This is a genomic window from Nonomuraea sp. NPDC023979, from assembly GCF_040639085.1.
In the GTDB taxonomy this organism is placed as follows: domain Bacteria; phylum Actinomycetota; class Actinomycetes; order Streptosporangiales; family Streptosporangiaceae; genus Nonomuraea; species Nonomuraea ceibae.
Window position 1 is genome coordinate 1 of sequence record NZ_JBEZZG010000025.1, and the last position, 23,251, is coordinate 23,251.

At 73.7% G+C, this 23,251-nt stretch carries 17 protein-coding genes and 1 pseudogene; 16 read left to right on the top strand and 2 right to left on the bottom strand.

All coding sequences use genetic code 11. The features are described from left to right. The 9 genes and pseudogenes from AB0G11_RS33560 to AB0G11_RS33600 all read left to right on the top strand — a co-directional run. Positions 1–1,575: pseudogene (locus AB0G11_RS33560) on the top strand (hypothetical protein); the annotation flags it as partial. A gap of 10 nt (positions 1,576–1,585) precedes the next feature. Next, the gene (locus AB0G11_RS33565) at positions 1,586–2,554 is read left to right on the top strand and encodes an aldo/keto reductase (RefSeq protein WP_357590701.1); all 969 of its coding nucleotides are present in this window, start codon (positions 1,586–1,588) and stop codon (positions 2,552–2,554) included. An 89-nt stretch (positions 2,555–2,643) separates the two neighbouring features. Then, the gene (locus AB0G11_RS33570; RefSeq protein WP_357590703.1) at positions 2,644–5,262 is read left to right on the top strand and encodes a hypothetical protein; all 2,619 of its coding nucleotides are present in this window, start codon (positions 2,644–2,646) and stop codon (positions 5,260–5,262) included. Between the two features lie 3 nt (positions 5,263–5,265). Then, on the top strand, positions 5,266–6,558 hold the full coding sequence (locus AB0G11_RS33575) for a hypothetical protein (RefSeq protein WP_357590705.1): 1,293 nt from the start codon (positions 5,266–5,268) through the stop codon (positions 6,556–6,558). 62 nt (positions 6,559–6,620) lie between these two features. Continuing rightward, a complete protein-coding gene (locus AB0G11_RS33580) occupies positions 6,621–7,517 on the top strand; it encodes a hypothetical protein (protein ID WP_357590707.1) in 897 nt (298 codons plus the stop codon). Positions 7,518–7,556: 39 nt separating this feature from the next. After that, positions 7,557–9,239, top strand: a complete 1,683-nt coding sequence (gene polX, locus AB0G11_RS33585; protein ID WP_357590709.1) for a DNA polymerase/3'-5' exonuclease PolX — start codon at positions 7,557–7,559, stop codon at positions 9,237–9,239. Between the two features lie 204 nt (positions 9,240–9,443). After that, positions 9,444–10,490 carry a sulfite oxidase gene (locus AB0G11_RS33590; protein WP_357590710.1) on the top strand — a complete coding sequence of 349 codons (1,047 nt, stop codon included), beginning with the start codon at positions 9,444–9,446 and terminating at the stop codon, positions 10,488–10,490. A 170-nt stretch (positions 10,491–10,660) separates the two neighbouring features. Further along, the gene (locus AB0G11_RS33595; RefSeq protein ID WP_357590712.1) at positions 10,661–12,433 is read left to right on the top strand and encodes a wax ester/triacylglycerol synthase domain-containing protein; all 1,773 of its coding nucleotides are present in this window, start codon (positions 10,661–10,663) and stop codon (positions 12,431–12,433) included. A gap of 56 nt (positions 12,434–12,489) precedes the next feature. Next, positions 12,490–13,419, top strand: coding sequence for an aldo/keto reductase (locus tag AB0G11_RS33600; protein WP_357590714.1), 930 nt, complete (start codon positions 12,490–12,492; stop codon positions 13,417–13,419). Positions 13,420–13,518: 99 nt separating this feature from the next. Here AB0G11_RS33600 and AB0G11_RS33605 read toward each other — a convergent pair whose 3' ends face one another. After that, positions 13,519–14,586: a polyprenyl synthetase family protein gene (locus AB0G11_RS33605; protein WP_219507413.1), complete on the bottom strand. Its 1,068-nt coding sequence runs from the start codon at positions 14,584–14,586 to the stop codon at positions 13,519–13,521. A gap of 121 nt (positions 14,587–14,707) precedes the next feature. Here AB0G11_RS33605 and AB0G11_RS33610 point away from each other — a divergent pair, with 121 nt between their 5' ends. The 7 genes from AB0G11_RS33610 to AB0G11_RS33640 all read left to right on the top strand — a co-directional run bounded on the left by AB0G11_RS33610 (position 14,708) and on the right by AB0G11_RS33640 (position 22,558). After that, the gene (locus AB0G11_RS33610; protein ID WP_357590716.1) at positions 14,708–16,060 is read left to right on the top strand and encodes a cytochrome P450; all 1,353 of its coding nucleotides are present in this window, start codon (positions 14,708–14,710) and stop codon (positions 16,058–16,060) included. Continuing rightward, positions 16,057–16,935, top strand: a complete 879-nt coding sequence (locus tag AB0G11_RS33615; RefSeq protein WP_357590718.1) for a hypothetical protein — start codon at positions 16,057–16,059, stop codon at positions 16,933–16,935. The genes AB0G11_RS33610 and AB0G11_RS33615 overlap by 4 nt, the downstream gene beginning before the upstream one ends. Then, the gene (locus AB0G11_RS33620; RefSeq protein WP_357590720.1) at positions 16,932–18,686 is read left to right on the top strand and encodes a prenyltransferase/squalene oxidase repeat-containing protein; all 1,755 of its coding nucleotides are present in this window, start codon (positions 16,932–16,934) and stop codon (positions 18,684–18,686) included. The genes AB0G11_RS33615 and AB0G11_RS33620 overlap by 4 nt, the downstream gene beginning before the upstream one ends. A gap of 156 nt (positions 18,687–18,842) precedes the next feature. Continuing rightward, a complete protein-coding gene (locus AB0G11_RS33625; protein WP_357590722.1) occupies positions 18,843–21,236 on the top strand; it encodes a nitrate- and nitrite sensing domain-containing protein in 2,394 nt (797 codons plus the stop codon). Then, positions 21,233–21,637, top strand: coding sequence for a roadblock/LC7 domain-containing protein (locus tag AB0G11_RS33630; RefSeq protein WP_357590724.1), 405 nt, complete (start codon positions 21,233–21,235; stop codon positions 21,635–21,637). Before AB0G11_RS33625 ends, AB0G11_RS33630 begins: the two co-directional genes overlap by 4 nt. Then, a complete protein-coding gene (locus AB0G11_RS33635) occupies positions 21,634–21,993 on the top strand; it encodes a DUF742 domain-containing protein (RefSeq protein ID WP_219507419.1) in 360 nt (119 codons plus the stop codon). Before AB0G11_RS33630 ends, AB0G11_RS33635 begins: the two co-directional genes overlap by 4 nt. Further along, the gene (locus tag AB0G11_RS33640) at positions 21,974–22,558 is read left to right on the top strand and encodes an ATP/GTP-binding protein (RefSeq protein ID WP_219507421.1); all 585 of its coding nucleotides are present in this window, start codon (positions 21,974–21,976) and stop codon (positions 22,556–22,558) included. The genes AB0G11_RS33635 and AB0G11_RS33640 overlap by 20 nt, the downstream gene beginning before the upstream one ends. On the opposite strand, the gene AB0G11_RS33645 is transcribed toward AB0G11_RS33640, so the two are convergent. After that, complete coding sequence (locus AB0G11_RS33645) at positions 22,509–23,216, bottom strand: hypothetical protein (protein WP_357590726.1); 708 nt, start codon at positions 23,214–23,216, stop codon at positions 22,509–22,511. The two genes, AB0G11_RS33640 and AB0G11_RS33645, sit on opposite strands and share 50 nt — an antisense overlap. Between the last annotated feature and the right edge of the window lie 35 nt (positions 23,217–23,251).

Consider the following 23,251-nt stretch of genomic DNA (forward strand, 5'->3'; position numbering starts at 1 on the left):
CTGCCGGGTCTGGCGGGCGAGGCCGGGGCCGGGGCGGTCGCCTTCGGCCCGGACGGCCGGACGCTGGCGAGCGCGGGCGCCGACGGGGCCGTCCGGCTGCACGACCTGGACGGCGGCGAGCCGGTCACGCTCGACGGCCACTCCGGCGGTGTGACGGCGCTGGCCTTCGGCCCGGACGGGCGCACGCTCGCCTCCGCCGGGGCCGACGGCACCGCCCGGTTGTGGGACCTCGGGACCCGTATGCCGGTCGTGCTGGCGGGGCACACCGGCGCCGTCCACGCGGTGGCGTTCACCGGTCCGGCGCTGGCCACGGCGGGCGAGGACCGCACCGTGCGCCTGTGGGGCCTCGACGGCCGCCCGCTGGCCACGGCCGAGGGCCACACCGACGCGGTGCGCTCGCTGGCGTTCACCGGCGACGCGCTCGTGTCAGGCGGGGCCGACGCCTCCGTGCGGGTGTGGGACGTGGGCGACCCGCGCGAGGTGCGCGAGCTGGCCGTGCTCGCCGGGCACACCGGCGCGGTCACCTCCGCCGCCTCCGCCGGGCGCACGCTGGCCACGGCCGGCGCGGACCAGACGACGCGGCTGTGGGACCTGCCGGGCGACACGCTCACCGGCCACCGCAGCTCCGTCTACGGGGCGGCGTTCAGCCCCGACGGCCGCACCCTGGCGACCGGCGGTTACGACCGGACGATCCGGCTGTGGAGCGTGCGCGAGCGCACCTCGCGGGTGCTGCGCGGGCACGACGGCCCGGTCAACGCGGTGGACTTCAGCCCCGACGGCCGGACGCTGGCCAGCGCGAGCGCCGACGGGACGGCCCGGCTGTGGAACCTGCGCGAACGCACCTCGGCCGTGCTGGCCGAGCACCCGGACGCGGTGGAGTCGGTGGCGTTCGGCCCCGGCGGCCGGCTGCTGGCCGTGGCGAGCTCCGACGGCACCGCCGCGCTCTGGGACGTCCCGGCCCGCGCCCGCCTGGTCACGCTGCGCGGGCACGCCGGGCCGGTCAACGACGTGGCGACGACCGGCAGCCTCGTCGCAACCGCGAGCGCCGACCACAGCGTGCGCCTGTGGGACGTCTCGGGGCGGCTGCTCTCGTTCACCCACGGCCACGAGGACGCGGTCAAGTCCGTGGCGTTCAGTCCCGACGGCCGGACTCTGGCCACCGCGGGCTCCGACCGCCGCGTCATGCTGTGGGACGTCGCCGACCCCGCCGCGCCCAGGCGCGTCGCGGTGCTCGACGGCTACACGGACGCGGTCAAGTCGGTCGCGTTCAGCCCGGACGGCCGCGTCCTGGCGACGGCGAGCTCCGACCGGACCGCCGTGCTGTGGGACGTGGCCGGCCGCGCCAGACTGGCGACGCTGCGCGGCCACGCCAAGCCGGTCGACGCCGTCGCGTACGCCCCCGACGGGCGGACGCTCGTCACGGCGGGCGAGGACTGGACGGCCAAGCTGTGGGCCACCGACCCGGAGCGGACGGCGGCGCGGATCTGCGCGACCGCCAGCCCGCCGATCACCGCCGACGAGTGGTCCCAGCACTTCCCGGGTCTGCCCGCCCAGCCGCTCTGCCCCGAGCCCTAGTGTGGGCCGCATGGAATACATGCGCTTGGGTGACAGCGGCTTGAAGGTCTCGCGGGTCTGTCTCGGCATGATGAGCTACGGCGACCCGGCCAAGCAGGAGTGGGCGCTGACGGAGGAGCAGGCCGAGCCGATCGTGCGACGCGCGGCCGACGCCGGGGTCATGTTCTTCGACACCGCCGACTACTACAGCGCCGGGGCCAGCGAGGTCGTGACCGGCAACCTGCTGCGCCGCGTCTTCGCGCGGCGTGAGGACTACGTGCTCGCCACCAAGGTCTATTTCCCGATGGGACGCGGCGTCAACGACCGGGGGCTGTCGCGCAAGCACATCCACGCCGCCGTCGACGCCTCGCTGACCCGCCTCGGCACCGACCACGTCGACCTCTACCAGATCCACCGCTGGGACGACGAGACGCCGATCGAGGAGACGATGGAGGCCCTGCACGAGGTGGTCAAGGCCGGCAAGGCCCGCTACCTGGGCGCCTCCTCCATGTGGGCGTGGCAGTTCGCCAAGGCGCAGCACGTCGCCGAGCGCAACGGGTGGACGAAGTTCGTCTCGATGCAGAACCACTACAACCTGCTCTACCGGGAGGAGGAGCGGGAGATGCTGCCGCTCTGCGCCGACCAGGGGGTGGGCGTGATCCCGTGGAGCCCGCTGGCGCGCGGCGTGCTGGCGCGCGCCGGGTCGGCCTCGGCGACCTCGCGGGCCGGCTCCGACGAGCGCATCGGCTACCTGTACGAGCCGGACGCCGACCAGGCGATCGTGGACCGGGTCGCCGAGGTGGCGCGCGAGCGCGGGCTGCCGCCGGCGCAGGTCGCGCTCGCCTGGCTGCTGCACCGGCCCGGCGTGACGGCGCCGATCGTGGGCGCCACCAAGGACCGCCACGTCGACGACGCGGTGGCCGCGGTGGACGTCCGGCTGTCGGACAAGGAGCTCACCTTCCTGTCCGAGCCGTATCGCCCCCGCGAGGTGCGTTTCTAGCCGGGAGAGGGCTGGGCACGGGGCCCCGGCTCGTCTATTGTTGGGGCCTCGCGTCACGAACCCCCTCGTAACCGCAAGGGGGTTTCGTCATGCCGTCATCACCCGACAGTTCCGCTCCGATCCTCGAGAACTCCGCGCGTGAGGTGCTCAAAGGCACTCTCGTTCCCGTCCGGGTCGACGTCCCTCAGGACGAGCCGGGCGGCGGGCTGGTCAAGCTGGGCGCGGTCCGGCAGCTCGCGCTGGCGCCCGGCGAGGCGGAGGAGGTCCGCCGCAGGCTCGGCGCCCACGACGCCGTGAACGTGTCGGCGGGCGCGTTCGACCTGCTCGGCGCGTTCGCCCGGCCGCTGGTGCCCTCGCTCAGGCCCGACCCGGAGGCGCTGGCGCGGATTCCCGCCCGGCAGCTGGCGGCGTTCGCCGAGACGCTGGTGGAGCTGCGCGCCGAACGCCTGCGCGAGGCCGAGGAGCGGCGCTCCCCGGACGAGGCCGGGCCGGCCGCGCAGGCGCTCAACACGGCGGTCGTCGCGCTGCGCGGGCTGCGCGCCGCCACCGCCACGCCGCCGATCGGCCTGCTCAACCTCGAACGGATCGAGATGGTGCCGATCGGCATCCAGCGCGGCGAGCTCGTGGCGACCGTGCCGCTGGCGCCCGGCGAGGAGACCGCAGTCACGCAGACGGAGTGGTCGGTGACCTCGCGGGAGTTCACCACGATCGTCACCGACGCGCTGGAGGAGGTCAGCGAGACCGGCGTCACGGACAACACGGACCTGTCGCAGTCGACGTCGTCGCAGAGCCAGCACTCCAACCAGTTCAACATCACCGGCACGGTCCAGGGCGGCATCCCGATCATCTCCGGGTCGAGCACCACCGGGTTCACCTCGCAGGGGTCGCAGTCGGAGTCGGCGACCGAGAGCATCAAGCACGCCCGGTCCACGACGCAGAAGGCGTCGTCGCGGTCGCGGCGCGAGCACAAGGTGACGATCTCGACCACGACCGTCACCGGCACGTCGTCGACCTCGACGCGCGTCCTGAAGAACCCGGGCCGCGAGCCCATCCGGATCGACTACTTCAGCATGATGCGCAAGTGGCGGGTGCGGCTCTACCGCTACGGGCTGCGGCTCACGTACGACATCGCGGTGCCGGAGCCGGGGGCGGCGATGCGGCGGGCGTACGCGGAGCTGGAGACGCTGCGCGCCCAGCAGGGGCCGTTCACGTTCGGCGTGAAGCTCTCCGACGTGACCACCGAGCTCGTGGACGAGCACGGCAACCCGTCGCCCACGGGCAAGCCGAAGTACCAGTGGCTCGCCGACCGGCACGGCGTGACCGTCCGGCCGCATCCGGAGCCGCCCACGCCGCTGACGGCGAGCTCGACGGCCGACACCGGCGGCGGCTGGTTCTTCCTCGGCCTGGAGTTCGACGTGCCCGGCGGCACCCGCGTGCGGGAGATCATCCTGGACGCGCAGATCGGCAAGGACGACTCCGACGACCGGATGAACTTCGACGTGCTCGGCGCCCGGCACGAGCCCGGCTGGAACGGGCAGACCGGCGCGCTGATCATCCGCAACCACCGGATCATGTCGGTCGGCGCGGACCGGCCGTTCATGGCGGGCTTCACCGGACGACACAAGATCACGTTCTTCTTCCACCACGCCGAGCAGGTGTTCGTCGGGCTGACCGTGCACCGGGAGCTCATGCCGGAGACGATCGAGCAGTGGCGGGCCGACGTGTGGAACGCCCTGCACGGCGCCGCCCAGGCCCGCTACTTCGCCCAGCAGCAGGAGGTCGCCGCGCGCATCGCCGCCATCGAGGAGCGGCTGTCCAGCGTCGACACGCTGACGCTGCGCCGCGAGGAGAGCGACGAGATCATGAAGAGCGTGTTGCGGTTCGTCCTCGGCACCGACTTCGACTTCATGCCCGCCGACGTGCTGGCCGCCTTCGTCGCCGCCGGCGTCGACCTCCAGCACGGCATCGGCTTCGACGGGCCCGGCCTCGGGCTGAGCCAGGACCAGTGGACGCTGCTGCGCCAGCACGAGGACCTGATCCGCTTCATCAACCAGGCGATCGAGTGGGAGAACGTGGTGACGTTCCTCTACTCGTACTTCTGGGACGTGCCGCCGAGCTGGGCGTTCATCCGGCAGTTGCGCCATCCCGACCCCAACCGGCAGGCGTTCCTGCGCGCGGGCAGCGCGCGGATCGTGCTCACCGTCCGCAAGGGCTGGGAGGAGCGGTGGATGCGCTTCGCCGAGGGCGGCGGGGTCGGCGCGCCCGTCCCCGGCCCCTACCTGACGATCGCCAGGGAGATCGCCGCGTACGACGACCGCAACTATCCGGGCATCCCGCCGGCGAACCCCGGCAAGGAGGCCGTGCACCTTCAGGACGCCGTCTTCACCACCACGACGGCGGACCTGGCGCCCAGCGCGGCCCCGGTGACGATCAGGGTGGCGAGCAGCGCCGGGTTCGTGGTCGGGCTGCCGGTCGTCATCGACTCCGAGGACGAGCGGCGCGTTCAGGAGGCCCAGGTCGTCACCGCGATCCCCGACAACACGCGCATCACCGTCGCCCGGCTCGACTTCGCGCACCGGGGCTCGCAGGCGCCGGTGCCGATCCTGCAACCGGGTGAGAAGGGCGCGCTCATCGCCGAATGGCACGAGTACACGCCGTCGTCCGGCACCGACATCGCCGTGACGTCCAACCTCTCCACGATCGCCTGACCGATGGCGATGCGGGACGTCAGCCGCCGGGTCCTGGAGCTCCACCCCGGCGAGCCGTTCCGGGCCGGGCCGGGCGGCGCCGCCGAGACGGAGCCGCGCGCCCTGCTCGGCGGGGGCGAGCTGCGCAAGTTCGGCTGGAAGGTGCTCGACGCGAGCATGCCCGACGGCATCACGTACGCGCCGGTCCCGTTCGGCTCGGCCTCGATCAGCGAGGCCAACCGGGCCGTGGTGGCCGGGCGGGCGTTCGCGCTGGAGCGCGACACGGGCACCACCAGGCTGTTCTTCGTGTGGCTGCCGAGCGCGCTGGCCGACCGGCTGGCCAAGGGCACGATGACGGGCCCGCTGAACTTCCACGTCATCTTCCACACGCCGACCTACCTGGACAGCTACGTGAAGAGCCGCCCGTACTGGACCGGCAAGAACCCCTCGGACAGGGTGGCGTACTACGTGCGGCTGGGCGCGCGCTACCTGTCGACGGACTTCCGGGCGGTCGCCCACCACGTCATGGCCGTCACCGCCCGCGACCCGAACCTGGCCTACGTCGTCCCGATCGCCGACCTGAGCGGCAACCTGTCCGACCTGACCACGCCCGGCGGGCTGCTCGGCGCGCTGACCGAGGTGAACGCGGCGCTGGCCGCCCTGCTGTCCGGGCCGGCGCCGTCCGGCAAGGTGGGCGGCGTGATGCTGTCGGCCTACAGCCACAGCGGCGACCGGATCGTGGCGCTGATGCGCCACATCAGCGGGGCGCCGTTCTTCACCGAGCACCTGATGCAGATCAACGCCTTCGACGTCAACCTCGGCGACAACGACCAGCAGCGGCTGCCCGAGCTGGCCCGGATGTGGGAGGGCGTGCGGCAGTGGGCCACGCTCAACCGCCGCGCCCGCGCGTACGTCTACACCGCCTACCGCAGCCACTACGCCCAGTGCCTGGCCTCGCCCGTGCCGCGAGGGGCCGCGTGGACGGACCGGGCGGACGTCAAGCTCGACGACGTGACCTGGTCCGACAGCGCCGCCAAGGCCGCGCCCGGCCAGTCACGGGGGGTCGCGTCGGAGGCGTACGGGCCGGACGGGCGGTTCGGGGTGGTCTGCCTGCCGGTGTCGTTCTTCCGCTTCTACCTGGAGAACCATCACCACGGCAAGACGGAGATCATCGGCAACACGGCGCGCGGCTGGCACGACGGCGAGTACGACATCGGCCGCGCCCACGGTCACGGCCTGTTCCTGCGCGGGCTCATGTCGCACGCCGTCGCCCGCGCCGACCCCGTCTTCTTCGCCCCCGTCCGGCGCGTGCCGTGACCCGCTCCCCGGTTGGCCGGAACCTACAAGACCGCAGGTCGCCGGCGTAGCAGGATGGCCGTATGACCTTCGACCGTTCCGTGGCCGCCGCGTTCATGGCCGGCCACGCGAGAGTTCTCGACCGGCGCCGCTTCGACCTGCTGTGGGGCGGCGGGGACCGGGCGGGCGTGCTGGCCGCGCTGGACGCCTACCGCAATCCCGACGGCGGCTACGGGTGGGGCCTGGAGCCGGACCTGCGCTCGCCCGAGAGCCAGCCGGGGGCCGCGCTGCACGCGTTCGAGGTGTTCGCGGAGATCGCGCCCGCGACCTCGCCGCACGCGGCGGCGCTGTGCGACTGGCTGGCCTCGGTGACGCTGCCCGACGGCGGGCTGCCGTTCGCGCTGCCGCTGGCCGTCCCGGCGGCGACCGCGCCATGGTGGGCGGGCGCTCCCCACGACGTCTCGTCGCTGCAGATCACCGCCGTGTCGGCGGCCGCCGCGTACCGCGTCGCCGCGCACGACCCGGCCGTGGCCGCCCATCCGTGGCTCGCGCGGGCGACCGGCTACTGCCTGGAGGCGATCGAGGAGCTCACCGATCCGCACGCGTACGTGCTGTCGTTCGCGGTGCAGTTCCTGGACGCCGTGCACGAGTCCGTGGCGGAGCTGCGCGGCGAGGCGGCGCGGCTGCTGGAGCGGCTGAGCGGGCACTTCCCCGCCGAGGGCGTGCTGCCGGTGGCGGGCGGCGCCGAAGGGGAGGTGCTCAGGCCGCTCGACGTCGCGCCGTACCCGGACCGGCCGGCCCGCACGCTGTTCGCGCCCGAGGTGATCGCGGCCGACCTGGACCGGCTGGCGGCCGGGCAGCAGGACGACGGCGGGTGGAGCGTCGACTACGCCCGGATCTCCCCGGCGGGGGCGCTGGAGTGGCGCGGCGCCGCCACCGTGCGGGCCGTCGACGTGCTGCGGCGCAACGGGCGCAGCTGACCTCCGGGACTGTCGGTGCGGGCTTCTAAGCTTGGGGCCATGGCACGGGCAAACGAGGAGGCTGCGGCCGCCCTCCAGGAATACGCGGAGCTGTTCGCGCTCACCGGGGGCGACGCGTTCCGGGTGCGCAGTTATCAGAAGGCGGCCAAGGCGATCGCCGGCTACCCCGACGACATCGCGGCCGTCGACGTGCGCGCCGTCCCCGGCGTGGGCGAGGCGATCGCCAAGAAGATGGAGGAGTTCCTGCAGCGCGGGAGCTTCCGGCAGCTCGACGACCTGCGCGGGCGGGTGCCCGACGGGGTGCGGCGGCTGACCCGGGTGCCTTCGCTCGGGCCCAAGACCGCGATCATGCTGTTCGAGGACTTCGGCATCGACTCGCCCGTCGCGCTCGGCGAGGCGATCGCCGCCGGCCGCCTCGACGGGGTCAAGGGCCTCGGCCCCAAGACGCTGGCCAACCTCGCCAAGGGCATCGAGCAGCTGGAGCAGTCGGGCCGCCGCGTCCACATCGGCGTCGCGATGGCGCTGGCCGAGCAGGTCATGGGCTCGCTGGAGGCCGAGCGCATCGGCTACGCGGGCTCGCTGCGCCGGATGAAGGACACGATCGGCGACATCGACATCCTGGCCGTGGCCGACGAGTCGATCATGACGGCCTTCCGCGCCCAGCCGTACGTGGCCGAGGTCATCGCGGCCGGCGACAAGAAGACGTCCGTGCGCACCACCTCCGGCATGCAGGTCGACCTGCGGGTGGTGCCGGCGGGCTCGTGGGGCGCCGCGATGCAGTACTTCACCGGCTCCAAGGAGCACAACGTGGCCATCCGGGAGATGGCGGTGAAGAAGGGCTGGAAGCTGTCCGAATACGGGCTGTTCGACGGTGAGCGGGTGATCGCCGCCGAGTCGGAGGAGGAGATCTACGCGGCGCTCGGCATGCAGTTCGTGCCGCCGCCGATGCGCGAGGACGGCGGCGAGGTGCAGGCCGCGCTCCGCGGCGAGCTGCCCGCCCTGCTCCAGCTGGCCGACCTGCGCGGCGACCTCCACACGCACACCGACCTGACCGACGGCATCGCCTCGCTGGAGGACATGGTGGCCGCCGGCGCCGCCCGGGGCTACTCCTACTACGCCGTCACCGACCACGCCCCCGACCTGGCCATGCAGCGCATGACCCTCGACAAGGCGCTGGAGCAGCGCGAGCGCGTCGCCGCGTTGCAGCCGCGCCATCCCGGCATGCGCATCCTGCACGGCACCGAGCTCAACATCGCGCCCGACGGGTCGGTCGACTGGCCGGGCGAGGTGCTGCGCACGTTCGACGTGTGCGTGGCGTCGGTCCACTCCCACTTCTCGATGCCGCGCGACGAGATGACCCGGCGCTTCATCACCGCCTGCGAGAACCCGTACGTGGACATCATCGGCCACCCCACCACCCGCAAGATCGGCAAGCGGGAGCCGGTCGACGCCGACTGGGACGCGATCTTCCGCGCGGCGGCGCGCACCGGCACCGCCATGGAGATCGACTCCTACCCCGACCGCTCCGACCTGCCCTCCGACCTGGTGCGGCTGGCCAAGCACCACGGGGTCAAGTTCTCCGTCGACAGCGACTCGCACGCCATCCCGCACCTGGCGCACCAGCGGTTCGGCGTGGGCATCGCGCAGCGCGCCTGGCTCACCGCCGACGACGTGATCAACGCCTGGCCGCTCGACCGGCTGCTCGCCTTCCTCGGCCGCTGACGGGCGGCCCTGGGGCCCGCCTGCCTCACGCCACCGTCCTCCCCCGGGCCGCCCGGGGAGGGGGCGGGATGTTACCGGTTGTCACCGTTGGGCATGGATCGGTGAAGGGGAAATCGATCGGAGGAGGAGGGCGTGGCTTGCGCTGCGGCCGATTACATGGTTAACAGGTAGGAAATGTGGATGGGGAAAGGTGGGAGGTCAGGCATGGCGCATTCGCTGGTGACGATGGTGAAGCCGGTGCCGGCAAGCCTGTTCGTGCTGCGCGACAGCGGCGCGGAGATGCGCTGGGAGGGCATGGCGGGCCAGGGCTACCACACGCCCACCGACCGGTTCTTCGTACGCAACCACACCTACACGCCGATCATCGACGCGGCCACCTGGCGGCTGCGGGTGCACGGCGAAGGGCTGCGGCAGGCGGCCGGCTACTCCTACGACGACCTGCTCGCCATGCCGTCGCGCACGATCGACGCCGCCATCGAGTGCGCGGGCAACGGGCGGCGCTTCTACGAGACGCAGCAGGGCGAGCCCGCGCCGGGGACCCCGTGGGGCCTCGGCGCCGTCGGGGTGGCGCGGTGGCGGGGAGTGCCGCTGCGCGACCTGCTGAAGGCGTCCGGCATCCGGCGCGAGGCCGTGGACGTGCTCGCCCAGGGACTCGACGCGCCGTTCGAGCACTACGGCCGGGTGCGCCGGCCGCTGCCCGCGGACAAGGCGATGGACGACGTCCTCGTCGCGTACGAGATGAATGGCGAGCCCCTCCCGCACGACCACGGATTTCCGGTGCGCCTGGTGGTGCCGGGATGGGCGGGAATAGCGTCCATCAAGTGGCTGGGCGACATCGAAGTTCTCACCCGGCCGATATTCACGCCGTGGAACACCGAGTTCTACCGCGACGTCGCCGAACTCCCCGTGAAGAGCGCGTTCGAACTCCCCTGGGACGCGACGCTGCCGGCGGGCCTGCCGCTCGTGCTCCACGGCAGGTCATGGTCCGGGCACGGCCGCGTCGTCCGGGTGGAGGTCAGCGTCGACGGCGGCGCCACCTGGCGCACCGCCGAACACCACGGCCACCACCTGGTCAGAGCCTGGCTGCCCTGGCACGTGGAGTGGGCGCCGAGCCGGCCGGGACGGCACGTGCTGATGGCCAGGGCGACGGACGAGACCGGCGCGACCCAGCCGATGGAGGCGCCGTGGCATCCGCAGGGCTACGGGTTCGGCGCCGTCGTACGGCATCCGGTGCAGGTGGTCCTCGGTTAGGGAAATGTCACGGAAGCGCGCTGAGCTGGCCAATCAGCGAATGGGCCGCACGGGGCCGCCGAATTCATCTGTAAGACTTTCGCGGAAACGTCCGGGAAATTCTTCTGTGCGATCGTCGGCTTCATCGCTGGGGAACTCGCTGGGGAAGTCGCTGGGGAAAAGGAGAGCAGATGCGCCAGCTGACCGCGCTCGACGCGCAGTTCCTCAACGTCGAGTCCGCGACGACCGCCGCGCACGTGGCGGGGCTGGCGATCGTGGACCCCGCCGGCGGGCGGCTCAACCGGCAGGCGCTCGCCGACCTCCTGCGGCGGCGCCTCCACCTCGCCCCGGCGCTGGGGCTGCGGCTGGCCGAGGTGCCGTTCGGGCTGGACCGGCCCTACTGGGTCACCGATGCGGAGCTCGACCTCGACCGGCACCTGTTCGAGCTGACGCTCCCGGCTCCGGGCGGGGATCGGCAGCTCGCGGAGGCGGTGGCGCGGATCCACGCCCGGCGGCTGGACCGGGCGCGTCCGCTGTGGGAGATGCACCTCATCCACGGGCTCGCCGGTGGCCTCGTCGGCGTCTACACCAAGGTCCACCACGCGGCCATCGACGGCGTCTCGGGCGCCGAAACGCTGGCCGCCCTCCTCGACCTGACCCCCGACGGCCCCCTGCCCACCAGCCTCACGACCTCCCTCAGCCGGGGGTCGGCGTCCCCTGTTCGGGAGCCGGCGTCCGCCGCCCGGGAGCCGGCGTCCATGACCCCGGGAGGCCCGGCCGGTCAGGGCCCCGCGCCGACCGGCTCGGGCGCCTCCCCGCTGCCGGGGCACCTCGCCCCCGGCACCGCACCGGCACCCCATGCCGACAGCCGCGCGACGGAAGCCCGTGCCGACGGGGGCGTGGCGTGCTCCGAACCCAAGGCCGCGGTCGACGGCGAGGGGCTTGGCCTTTCGGGGGCTGCCGGCGGCGCGGGCGCGTACGGGCGGGAGGGGGAGCCCGGGGTGGTGGGGATGCTGGCCGGGGCGGTGGCGCGGGTGGCGGGGCAGCCGGTGCGGGCGGCGGGGGCGCTCGTGCGGGCGGCCGCGGACCTGGACGTGATCCCGCTGGCCGGGGCGCTGCCCGGGGCGCGGCTGGTGGCCAGGGCGGCGCGGGCGCTGGCGGGTGATCGGCGGCCCCGGCCGGAGGTGCCGGAGGGGCCGGGGATGATCGCGCCGCGGACGCCGTTCAACGGCCCGATCAGCGCGGGACGGCGGCTGGCGTTCGGGTCGGTGTCGCTCAAGGACGTGAAAACCGTCGCCCGCGCGCACGGTCTGAGCGTGAACGACGTGGTCATGGCGTTGTGCACGTCGGCGCTGCGGTCGTGGCTGTCGGAGCGGGACGCGCTGCCCGAGGGGCCGCTGGTCGCGGCTGTGCCCGTGGCGGTGCGGGAGCCGGAGGCGCGGGACGCGGTCGGCAACCAGATCTCCGCGCTGATCGCCCCGCTGCCCACGCACGAGCCCGATGCCCGCGTACGGCTGCGCGAGGTGGGGACGGCGATGGCGGCGGCCAAGCGGCGGTTCGCGGTGGCGCCCGCGCAGTGGCTGGACGAGCTGTGCTCGATGCTGCCCGCGCCGGTTACCGCCCTGGCGACTCCGGCGATCTTCCGGCTGGCGTCGGTGGCGTTCCCGCCGATCAACCTGATCATCAGCAACGTCCCCGGCCCGCAGTTCCCGCTCTACCTGTGCGGGGGGCGGGTGCTGTCGTACTACCCGATGTCGGTGCTGACGGACATGACGGGCGGCGTCAGCATCACGTGCTTCTCCTACGACGGCATGCTCGACTTCGGCGTGGTGGCGTGCCCGGAGCGCATGTCCGATGTGTGGAGCCTGGCCGGGCATCTGCGGGCGGCGCTGGACGAGCTGCTGGAGGGCATGGCGGCCGAGGCCGACGCCTACAGCGACGCCGCCGCCCCGGCCTCCGGCTAGCCCCGCGGCTCGCGCGGCTCCCCGATCTTCGGGCCGGACGTGCCGATAATGACGAGATGAGATCGATCGGCACCACGGACCTGTCCGTGCACCCCATAGCGCTCGGCACCAACGTCTTCGGCTGGACGGCGGACAAGGAGACCTCGTTCGCGATCCTCGACGCCTACACCGAGGCCGGCGGCAACTTCATCGACACCGCCGACGTCTACCCGTACTGGGTCACCGGCGAGTCCACGTCGGAGTCCTTCATCGGCGAGTGGATGGCCACCCGCCGCAACCGTGACACGCTCGTGCTCGCCACCAAGGTCGGCATGCTGGAGGGGCTGAAGGGCCTGGCCCCGCGCACGATCCGCACCGCCGTGGAGAACTCGCTGCGCCGCCTGCGCACCGACCGGATCGACCTCTACTGGGCGCACGTGGACGACACCGACACGCCGCTGGCCGAGTCGCTGGGCGCGTTCGGCGAGCTGGTCACCGAGGGGAAGGTGCGGCACGTCGGCGCCTCCAACTACGCCGCCGACCGGCTCGCCGAGGCGCTGAAGGTGGCGCGGGAGGAGGGCCTGCCGGCGTACGTCGCCCTCCAGCAGCCGTACAACCTGGTGGAGCGCGGCTACGAGGGCGAGCTGCGTGACGTCGTGGCGCGCGAGGGGCTGTCCAGCACGCCGTACTTCGGGCTGGCGCGCGGCTTCCTGACGGGAAAGTACGCGCCGGGCGTCACCGTCGACAGCCCGCGCGCCGCCCAGGCGGCCCGCTACCTGAAGTTCGAGTACGGGCTGCGCACGCTGGAGGCGCTGGCCAAGGTGGCCGCCGAGCGCGGGGTCAAGCCCGCCACGGTCGCGCTGGCGTGGCTGGCCGCCCAGCCGACGATCACCTCGGCGATCACCAGCGGGCGTGACCTCACGCAGCTCGGGCCGCTGCTGGCGGCGGCGGAGCTGACGCTGTCGGACGACGAGCTCGCCCTCCTCGACGAGGCCTCCCGCCCCTGACGGTTCCGCCGCATCCGGGGGGAGGTTCAGCGAGTTCAACGGGGTTCGGCGAGGTCCGACGGGGTTCGGCGGGAGTCAGCCGGTACGGCCTCGCCCGGGTCAGCGGATGCGGTCGACGAGCGTGAGGCAGAGGGCGCGCAGGGCGGTGTCGCCGGGGAGGCAGGCGTCCATGAGCTCCAGGGCCGAGGCGGCGTGCCGGGCGGCCAGGTCGAGGGCCGCCCGCCTGCCTCCGGCGTGCTCGACGAGCCGGGCGGCGTGCCGTACGGCGTCGTCGTCCGGGGCCGCGTGGCCCGGCGCGGGGTCACCCGAGGCGGGGCCGTCCAGGGCGGCGGCGTCGAGGGCGGCGGCCAGCTCGGCGGCCGGCGGGCTGCCCGCGGACAGGACGGCCAGGACGGGGAGCGTCTTCTTGCCGCGCCGCAGGTCGCTGTGGATGGGTTTGCCCGTGACGGCCGGGTCGCCCCAGATGCCGAGCACGTCGTCGTAGATCTGGAAGGCGACGCCGAACGCGCACCCCATGTCCCAGGCGGTTTCGGCGAGCTCGGGCCGGCCGCCGAGCGCGACGCCGGTCGCGGCGGCGGCGGCGAGCAGGCTTCCGGTCTTGCCTGCGGCCATCACCTCGTACTCGGCGACGGTGACGGCGTCGCGGCCGAGCCAGGGGCGGCTCTCGAAGGCCAGGTCGCGCGTCTGCCCCTGGACGAGCTCGACCAGCGCCCTGGACAGGTGGCGCATGGGCTCGCCGGTCCCCGCCAGCCGGGCGACGGCCAGCGCGAGCAGCGCGTCGCCGGTCAGCAGCGCGGGCCCCACGCCGTACGCCTTCCACAGCGCCTGGCGGTGCCTGCGCCGCTCGTCGGCGTCCATGATGTCGTCGTGCACCAGCGAGAACGCGTGCACGAGCTCCACCGCGACCGCGCCCGGCAGCCCGGCCTCCAGCGGCGCGCCGGCGGCCTCGGCCGCGAGCATCGCGATGGCGGGCCGCAGGTGCTTGCCGCCGTCACCGTCGGCCGGTCGCCCGTCCACGTCGGACCAGCCGAGCGTGAACGCGGCCATCCTGGCGCCCCACGGATGCAGGCCCGACACGGCCTCCCGCAGCGCGGGCTCCAGCAGCCGGCGGCAGCGGGCGATCGCGTCGCCGGCGGGGCCGGGGGCCGCGGACTGGCCGACGGTCATGACATCTCCTACCCAACGTACGATCTTGAATCTATATGCAGCATCATGTGATACTCCACCCTGATCACTAACTTTTGTCAGGAGATGTCCGACAGCTGAGACGGACATGGAGGAGAGCCGCGTGTCCACCGGGACCGAAGCCGCCAGACGAGCCAGGATCCTCCCCTTCCTCCGCGCGCTGGCCAGGCACCACCGCTCCCCCATCGACGCCTTCGAGGAAGCCGGCGCCCGGGCGGGCGGCGAGCTGGTCCGTCTGAACATGGGACCGTTCCAGCCATACCTGATCACCCATCCCGATCACGTCCAGCACGTGTTACGCGGCAACCAGCCCAACTACGTGCGCGAGGGCATGTTCTGGGACCCGCTGGCGCCGCTGATCGGCAAGGGCATCCTGTCAGACGGCCCCGACTGGGCGGAGAGCAGGCGCATCGTGCAGCCGCTGTTCACCGCCCGGCAGCTCGAAGGGCTCGGCGAGCGGATGGCCGCGATCATCGCCGAGCTGGTGGACGGGACGCTGACGCCGGGGCGGCCGTTCGACGTGGCGGCGGCCATGTCCGCGATCGTGCACGCGACGACCGTGCGGCTGTTCTTCGGCGAGTCGATCTCCGGCGCGGACATCGACCGGCTGGCCCCGGCCTACGACACCGGCGTGACGGCGCGGGCCATCAGGCTCGTGCTGCCGTCGGTGCCGCAGCGCTGTCCGATGCCCGGTGACCGGGCGTTCGGCCGGGCCGTGGCGACCATCGACGAGGTCGTGTACCCGCGCATCGAGCACGCTCGGCAGCGCGAGGGCAGCGGTGACAGCGCGGGCGACGTCGTCTCGGCACTGTGCCGGGCCCCGTACGCCGACAAGGGCGACCGGCGGGTGCGCGACGACATGGTGGCCATCCACGGCGCCGCCACCGAGACCGCCGCCACGGCGCTGACCTGGGTGTGGCCGGTGCTCGACGCCCATCCGGAGATCGCGGCCAAGGTGTACGAGGAGATCACCCGGGTCGTCGGCGACGGCCCGGTCACGGTCGGCCATCTGCCCGCGCTGACGTACCTGCGGATGTTCCTCAGCGAGCTGCTGCGGCTGTACCCGCCGGGCTGGATCCTGCCGCGCAAGGCGCTCGCGGACGACGTGATCGACGGCGTGGCGATCGAGGCGGGCGCCACGGTGGTGCTGAGCCCGTTCCTGACGCAGCGGCTGCCGCAGGTGTGGGAGCGCCCGCTGGAGTTCGACCCCGAGCGGTTCGCGCCGGGGAACGAGAGACGGCGGTCGCGGTACGCGTACTTCCCGTTCGCGGCCGGGCCGCACTCGTGCGTGGGGCCGCACCTGTTCATGATGGAGGCGCAACTGCTGCTCGCCGGGATCCTGCGCTCGTACCGGCCGGTGCTGCACACGCCCGGGCCGGTGGCGCCCCGGCTGGCCTCGACGCTGCGGCCCACGACGGGGCTGACGATGACGCTCGTCCCGGCGGCACGGTCATGATCGCGGACAGCGGGACCGGCCGGACGAGCGGGATCGACGGGTCGATGCCCGCCGTCGGCGGCGCGGAGCTGGGGCGGACGTGCGCGCTGGCCGTCGAGTGCGCCCGCGAGCTGGCCCGCGACGCCGGGCGGCACCCCGAACTGTTCCCCGCCAAGCCGTTCGACGCCGGGTTCTACCACTCGCTGGCGCTCGTGGGCGCGTTCGGCTCGCCCTGGGCGACGGCCCGCGAGCTGCGCGCGGTCAACCGGGCGGCGCTGTGGGTGTTCGCGGTGGACCTGCTCATCGACCACGTCGCCACCTCCCGCGACGAGGTGGCCGACCTCGTCGGCGCCTGCCTGGCCGTGGCCGACGGCGCCGAACCGCGCACCCCCGCCACCCACTTCCTCGCCGAGCTGCGCGACGAGGCCGGCTCCCCCGCCTGGCGCGACCAGCTCGGACGCATGCTGGCCGCCATGGCCCGCGAATGGGACTGGCGCACCGGCGACCGGCCGGACCTGGCGACGTACCTGGACAACGCCGACAGCACCGGCTCCTCGTTCGTCAACCTCGCGCACTGGAACGCCACCGGCGACCCGTGGACGCTCGCCAACCTCGACCGGGTCCGCGCCGTCGGCGACGAGGTGCAGCGCTACCTGCGGCTGCTGAACGACCTCGCCACCCGCGACCGCGAAGCCGGCTGGGGCGACGTGAACGCGCTCACGCTCGGCGCCGGGCACGCCGAGGTGACGGCCCGGATGGGCGAGCTGTCGCAGCGCGCCGTCGCCCTCATCGAGCCGCTGCGCGACACCGCGCCGCGTACCGCCCTCTACCTGGAGCGACAGTTGACGTTCAACACGGGCTTCTACGGCTTGGCGGACTTCTGGGGGGCGCTGTGAACGTCGCCCGCGAGGCGGCGGCCCTGGTCTCCACGCTGATGGCGCTGCCGTGGGGGCAGGTGTCGGCGTCCATCTACGAGACGGGCCGCCTCGTCACGCTCGCGCCGTGGCTCACCGGGCACCGCGAACGGGTCGCGTACCTGCTGGAGCGGCAGCTTCCCGACGGGTCGTGGGGGGCGCCCGACGGGTACGGGCTGGTGCCGACGCTGAGCGCCACGGAGGCGCTGCTGTCGGCGGGCGGCGCCTCCTGGGCCGAGCGTGACGCCGAGCTGCGGGAGGCGGCGGAGCGCGGGCTGCGGGTGCTGCGACCGTGGCTGGCCGGGCCGGTGGAGCTGCCCGACATGCCGGCGGTGGAGCTGATCGTGCCGTCGCTGGTCGCGCTCATCAACGCGCACGCGGTGGGGGCGCCGCTGCCGCTGCCCGACGGGATGGACTTCGCGCGGGTCGAACGGCTCCGGCACGTCGTCCGGTCCGGGGCCGCGCTGCCGGAGAAGCTGCTGCACGCGCTGGAGGTGGCGGGGCCCGCGGCGGGCAACGCGCACGCGGTGCGGCCGACCCCCATCGGCACCATCGGCGCCTCCCCCGCCGCCACCGCCGCCTGGCTCGGCGCCGTGCACCCGGACCCGCGTCCGGGCACGCGCCCCGGCGAGCCCGCCGACGCGCTCGCGGGCCGCGGGCCGGCGGGAAGGACCGCCCTGCTCGACGCCCCGGCGCGCCCGGTCCCGGCGGGGCCGGCGACGGTGGCGGGGCCGCTCCTCCTGGCCGGACCGGCGGACCTCCACGTTCCGGAGGGGTCCGGTGGGGCCGCCTCCCGGGGGTCGTCCTCCTTCGACGGCAGCCTCGCCCCCGGTGCGGACGGGGGGCAGGGGGAAGTGGTCCGGGCGCACCTGGAGGCGGTGGTCAGCCGGTACGGGGGGCCGGTGCCGGTGGGGTTCCCGATCACCGTGTTCGAGCGCGGCTGGGTGCTGAGCTGGCTGGTCAGGGCCGGGGTGCCGGTGACGGCGCCGCCGGAGATGGTGGCGGACCTGCGGGCGGCGATCGGCCCGGCGGGCACGCCGGCCGGCCCGGGGCTTCCGGCGGACGCCGACACGACGTCCGTGGCGCTGTACGCGCTGGCGCTGGTGGGGCAGCCGCACGATCCGGCGAGCCTGCTGGAGTTCGACGTGGGCACGCACTTCTGCACCTGGCAGGGCGAGGACGGCTTCTCCGTGAGCGTGAACGCGCACGTCCTGGACGCGTTCGGGGCGTACGCGGCGCGCCGCCCGGACCGCGCGCGGGCGTACGAGCCGGTGGTGCGCAGGCTGTCGGCGCTGCTGGCCGACCGGCAGCAGCCCGACGGGAGCTGGGACGACCGCTGGCACGCCTCTCCGTTCTACGCGACGCTGAGCTGCGTGCTGGCGCTCGGCGAGTACGGCGGGCCGGGGCGGGCGGAGGCGATCCGGCGGGCGCGCGCGTGGGTGCTGTCCGCGCAGCGGCCGGACGGCTCGTGGGGCCGCTGGGAGGGCACGCTGGAGGAGACCGCGTACGCGCTGCAGACGCTGCTCGCGTGCGACGGGGAACTGGACGAGCAGTACGAGTCTGCCGTCGACCGTGGATATCGGTATTTGCGCACGGTAGCGGATATTTCGGAGCATCCGCCGTTGTGGCATGACAAGGACCTTTACACGCCGTTCGCGATCGTACGGTCCGCGATCCTGGCGGCGTTACACCTGTGCGAGACCAAGGCGAAGACAGGACAAATTCGGACGTAACGCTATTAACGGGCAGGTACCCGGCTTGAGGTGGGTTTGAGCCATTGCTAAGGTAAGCCCGGCACTGGATGTCGGAAATATCGCTCTATAGCTTGACTTCCAGTTTGACGCAATCCCCTTACCTGGATGGCTTATATGCGTTTGCGCAATACGCGCGTGCGAACAAAGGTGACAGCACTGCTGATGTCCCTGGTCGCGCTGTGGGCGTTCGCCGCATGGGTGACGCTGCGCGAAGGCGTGAACCTGGTCGGCGCCACCACGGTCGACAGCGAGGCGGTGCAGCCCAGCGAACGGCTGCTGGCCGAGCTCCAGCGCGAGCGCCGCCTGACGATGGCCGGCATCGGCACGGGCGGTCCCCTGCCTGGCCAGGCCCTGCGCGAGCAGCGGGCCAGGACCGACGCCGCCGGCGCCGCCCTGCGGGAGAGCGCGGGCGGCACCCTGGTGCAGCTCGCGGCCGACGACGTGCTGACCGGCCGCCTGAACGAGGCGCTCACGAGCGTCGCCAAGCTCCCCGCCACGCGCAAGGCCATCGACGCGGCCGGGCCCGGCCGCATGACGGCGGCGAGCGCGTACGACCACATCATCGACTCGCTCTACGACATGTTCGACTCGGTGGCCTCGCTCGACGACAAGGAGATCGCCAAGGACGCCCGGACCATGCTGGCGCTCAGCCGGGCCAGCGAGAGCCTGGCTCGCACCGACGCGATGGTGGCGCGGGTGCTGGCGCGCGGGCAGTTCACGCCCGCCGAGTACACCGCGTTCGTGCGCGGCACCGGCATCTACCGCTACAACCTGGAGCAGGCCGCCGAGCAGCTGCCCGCGCCCGACCGGGCCGCGTACGAGGCGTGGACCAGGAGCAAGCCCGCGCTGCGGCTGCAGGAGCTGGAACAGCGGCTCGTCACGCAGATCGACAACGCCGGGCCGCCGCCGGTCACCGCCGCCGAGTGGCAGGCGACCGCCGAGCCGGCCCGCGCCGGCCTCGAGAAGATCATCGTCGACGGCGGTGACCGGCTGGTCGAGCGGGCCGTCCCCGGCGCGGTCGGCGTCATCGCCCGCCTGCTGCTGGCCGGCGGGCTCGGCCTGGTCGCCGTCGTGGCCTCGATCGTGCTGTCGATCACCACGACGCGGTCGCTGCTGGCCCAGCTCAAGAAGCTGCGCGACGCCGCGCACGAGCTGTCGGACGAGCGGCTGCCCGGCGTGGTCGAGCGGATCGGGCACGGCGAGGTCGTGGACGTCTCCCGCGAGGTGCCCGACCTGGACTTCGGCGACGACGAGATCGGGCAGGTGGGACAGGCGTTCAACACGGTGCAGCGCACCGCGGTGAGCGTCGCCGCCGAGCAGGCGGAGCTGCGGCGCAGCATCCGCGACATCCTGCTCAGCCTGGCCCGCCGCACGCAGGGCCTGGTGCACCGGCAGCTCACCGTGCTGGACGTGATGGAGCGCCGCGAGACCGACCCCGAGGAGCTGAAGGAGCTCTTCCGGCTGGACCACCTGGCCATCCGCATGCGGCGCAACGCCGAGAACCTCATCGTGCTGTCCGGCTCCTCCCCCGCCCGCACCTGGCGGCGCTCGGTGCCGATGGTCGACGTGGTGCGCGGCGCGCTGGCCGAGGTCGAGGACTACACGCGGGTCACGCTCATGCCGATGGGCGACGTGGTGCTCGTCGGCCGGGCCGTGGGTGACGTCATCCACCTGCTGGCCGAGCTCATCGAGAACGCCGTGTCGTTCTCGCCGCCGTACACGAGCGTGCAGGTGAGCGGGCAGATGGTGGCCAACGGGTACGTGGTCGAGATCGAGGACCGCGGGCTGGGCATGAAGCCCGAGGACCTGGCGGCGGCCAACGAGCGGATCGCCGACCCGCCGGAGTTCCGGATCACGGGCACGGCGCGGCTCGGGCTGTACGTGGTGAGCCGGCTGGCCGAGCGGCACGACATCCAGGTGGTGCTCAAGCCGTCGCCGTACGGCGGCACCACGGTGGTGGTGCTGCTGCCGCAGGAGCTGGTGGAGCTGAGCGAGGGGCCGGAGCCCGGCGGCGAGCCGGTGGCGAGCCTGCCCCGCCGCCCGGCGGCGCTGGCGGGAGTGCCGGGCCCGGCGGGTCAGGGCGCGGGCACGGCCACGGCCGTGCGGCGCGTCCCCGCGGACGCCGGCCGCCCGCTGCCCGGCGAGAACGTGCGGGCGCTGCCGACGGAGAACGTGCGGCCGCTCAAGGTGGCGGCGGCGCCGGAGGACGCCCGGGAGGCCGAGCCGCCGGACCCCGGGCCGTCAGAAGGGGAGGCGACCACGACCGCCCAGCCGGACGGGAGCGCGGAAGGCGACGGCGAGGCGGCGAGGTTCACGCCCGGCGGGCTCCCCCTGCGGGTGCCGCAGGCGAACCTGGCCCCGGCGCTGCGCGAGGAGGCCCCGGCCGCCCCGCCCGAGCCCGAGCGGGACGAGGACGAGCCGACCCCGGAGGAGATCCGGGCGCGGATGGGATCTTTGCAGTCGGGCACCCGGCTCGGCAGGACCGAGGCGGCCAAACTCATGGACGAGCGGGCAGGAGGCGATACGTGACACCGGGTGCCGGCACAGACCTGAACTGGCTTCTCGACGACCTGGTCGGCCGCGTGAAGGACGCCGAGCACGCGATCGTGCTGTCGTCCGACGGGCTGCTGATGGCCTCGTCTGCCGGGCTGCAGCGGACCGACGGCGAGCACCTGTCGGCCGTGGCCTCCGGCCTGCAGAGCCTGGCCAAGGGCGTCTCCGAGCACGTGGGCGGCGGCCCGGTCAAGCAGACGGTGGTGGAATGGCGTTCGCAGTTTCTCGTGGTGACCGTGGCGGGGCAGCGGGCGTGCCTGGCCGTGCTGTGCGGGCAGGGCGCCGACATCGGCCTGGTCGCCTACGAGATGGCGATGCTGGTGGCGCGCGTCGGCCAGTACCTGACGTCCGGGGCCAGGACCGGGAGCGACCTGTGACCGAGGAGCACTGGGTCGACCCCGAGATCGTCCGTCCGTACGTGGTGACGCGCGGGCGCACCGCGCCCGTGCACGGCAAGTTCGACCTGATCTCCATGGCGGTCTCCGTCGGCCCGCCGCCGGGGCCGGAGGCGGGGCTCGACCCGGAGCACCACTCGATCCTCCGGCTCTGCCGCGAACCGAAATCCGTGGCGGAGATCGCCGCCCATCTTGACCTGCCCGCGGGCACCATCCGCGTGCTGCTCGGCGACCTGTTCGACAGGGAGCTCGTCTCGGCCCAGGAACCGCAATCCGAGGTGGACATGCGTGACATGAAGATGTACAGGGCGGTGCTCGATGGTCTTCGATCGCTCTGACCGCCCGCGCCTGCCGACGGCGATCAAGATCCTCATCGCCGGAGGGTTCGGCGCGGGCAAGACGACGCTGGTCGGCGCGGTCTCCGAGACCAGGCCGCTGCGCACGGAGGAGGTGCTGACCGACCGGGGCGTCGGCGTCGACGACCTGTCGAGCGTCGAGGCCAAGCGGACGACGACGGTCGCGATGGACTTCGGCCGGATCACGCTGGGCGACGAGTACGTCCTCTACCTGTTCGGCACGCCCGGGCAGGAGCGGTTCTGGTTCGTGTGGGACGAGCTGGCGGAGGGCTCGCTCGGGGCGGTCATCCTGGCCGACACGCGGCGGCTGGCCGACTGCTTCCCGTCGGTCGACTACTTCGAGCGGCGCGGCACGCCGTTCGTGGTGGCGGTCAACTGCTTCGACGGCGCGCCGACGTTCGAGGTCGACGAGGTACGGCTGGCGCTCCAGCTCGACCCGTCGGTTCCGATCATCCTGTGCGACGCGCGGCGGCGGCACTCCAGCCGGGAGGTGCTCATCACGCTGGTGAAGCACTCCGCCCGGCTGCGGGCCGAGCCGGTGGGCTGAACCAGCGGTCCGGCGGGATCCGTACGGGTTCCGGGAACGTCATCAGATGCGCGAGCCGCGGCAGCACGCGCGCCAGGCGGTAGGCGGACGGCGGGGTGGCGAGGGCTCTTGACAGCCGCCCGGCCGGGCCCGCCGCCGCCTCGGCCCGCTCCGGCTCGCACACCGGGGCCAGCTCGACCGCGTGGTGCACCACGAGCAGCAGCGCCAGGTCCTCGGCGACCGTCTTGGGGCGCAGGCGTCCCTTCGTGGCCAGCCGGTCGCCGACGTCCTCGACCGTGGCGAGGAAGCGGCGGGTGAAGGCGGCGTCGTAGGCCCCGGCGTACGGCCACGGCAGCTCGGCCAGGGCGTGCACCCGGTGCGGGCCCAGGTCGGCGAGAGTGCGCACGCGGTGGCCCTCGTCGGCCGGGGCGCCGTCGCCGAGCGCCGCCGCGTCGTGCCGCAGGCCGTCGGTCAGCGTCCGGGCCGCCCGCATGAAGGCCCCGGCGAGCCGGCGCGCCTCGTGGGCGGGCAGGCCGAGCCGCCGCATCAGCGCCTGCTCGGCGGGCGCGTGGGCGAGGGCGGACAGCCGCGCCGCCTCCGCCCGGCGCTCGTCGCCGGCGAAGGGCCCCGGCCGATCCTCGTCGTCGGCTCGTGCCCGGCGGGCGTCGCGCGGCGGCACGGTCGTCCAGGAGTAGCCGGGATCGTGCGGCGGGT

Bases quoted from the DNA above. Each gene is read 5' to 3' on its own strand.
- AB0G11_RS33580 (WP_357590707.1), top strand. From the start codon at position 6,621: ATGACCTTCGACCGTTCCGTGGCCGCCGCGTTCATGGCCGGCCACGCG.
- AB0G11_RS33570 (WP_357590703.1), top strand. From the start codon at position 2,644: ATGCCGTCATCACCCGACAGTTCCGCTCCGATCCTCGAGAACTCCGCG.
- AB0G11_RS33600 (WP_357590714.1), top strand. From the start codon at position 12,490: ATGAGATCGATCGGCACCACGGACCTGTCCGTGCACCCCATAGCGCTC.
- AB0G11_RS33565 (WP_357590701.1), top strand. From the start codon at position 1,586: ATGGAATACATGCGCTTGGGTGACAGCGGCTTGAAGGTCTCGCGGGTC.
- AB0G11_RS33590 (WP_357590710.1), top strand. From the start codon at position 9,444: ATGGCGCATTCGCTGGTGACGATGGTGAAGCCGGTGCCGGCAAGCCTG.
- AB0G11_RS33605 (WP_219507413.1), bottom strand. From the start codon at position 14,586: ATGACCGTCGGCCAGTCCGCGGCCCCCGGCCCCGCCGGCGACGCGATC.
- AB0G11_RS33595 (WP_357590712.1), top strand. From the start codon at position 10,661: ATGCGCCAGCTGACCGCGCTCGACGCGCAGTTCCTCAACGTCGAGTCC.
- AB0G11_RS33640 (WP_219507421.1), top strand. From the start codon at position 21,974: ATGGTCTTCGATCGCTCTGACCGCCCGCGCCTGCCGACGGCGATCAAG.
- AB0G11_RS33615 (WP_357590718.1), top strand. From the start codon at position 16,057: ATGATCGCGGACAGCGGGACCGGCCGGACGAGCGGGATCGACGGGTCG.
- AB0G11_RS33575 (WP_357590705.1), top strand. From the start codon at position 5,266: ATGGCGATGCGGGACGTCAGCCGCCGGGTCCTGGAGCTCCACCCCGGC.
- polX (WP_357590709.1), top strand. From the start codon at position 7,557: ATGGCACGGGCAAACGAGGAGGCTGCGGCCGCCCTCCAGGAATACGCG.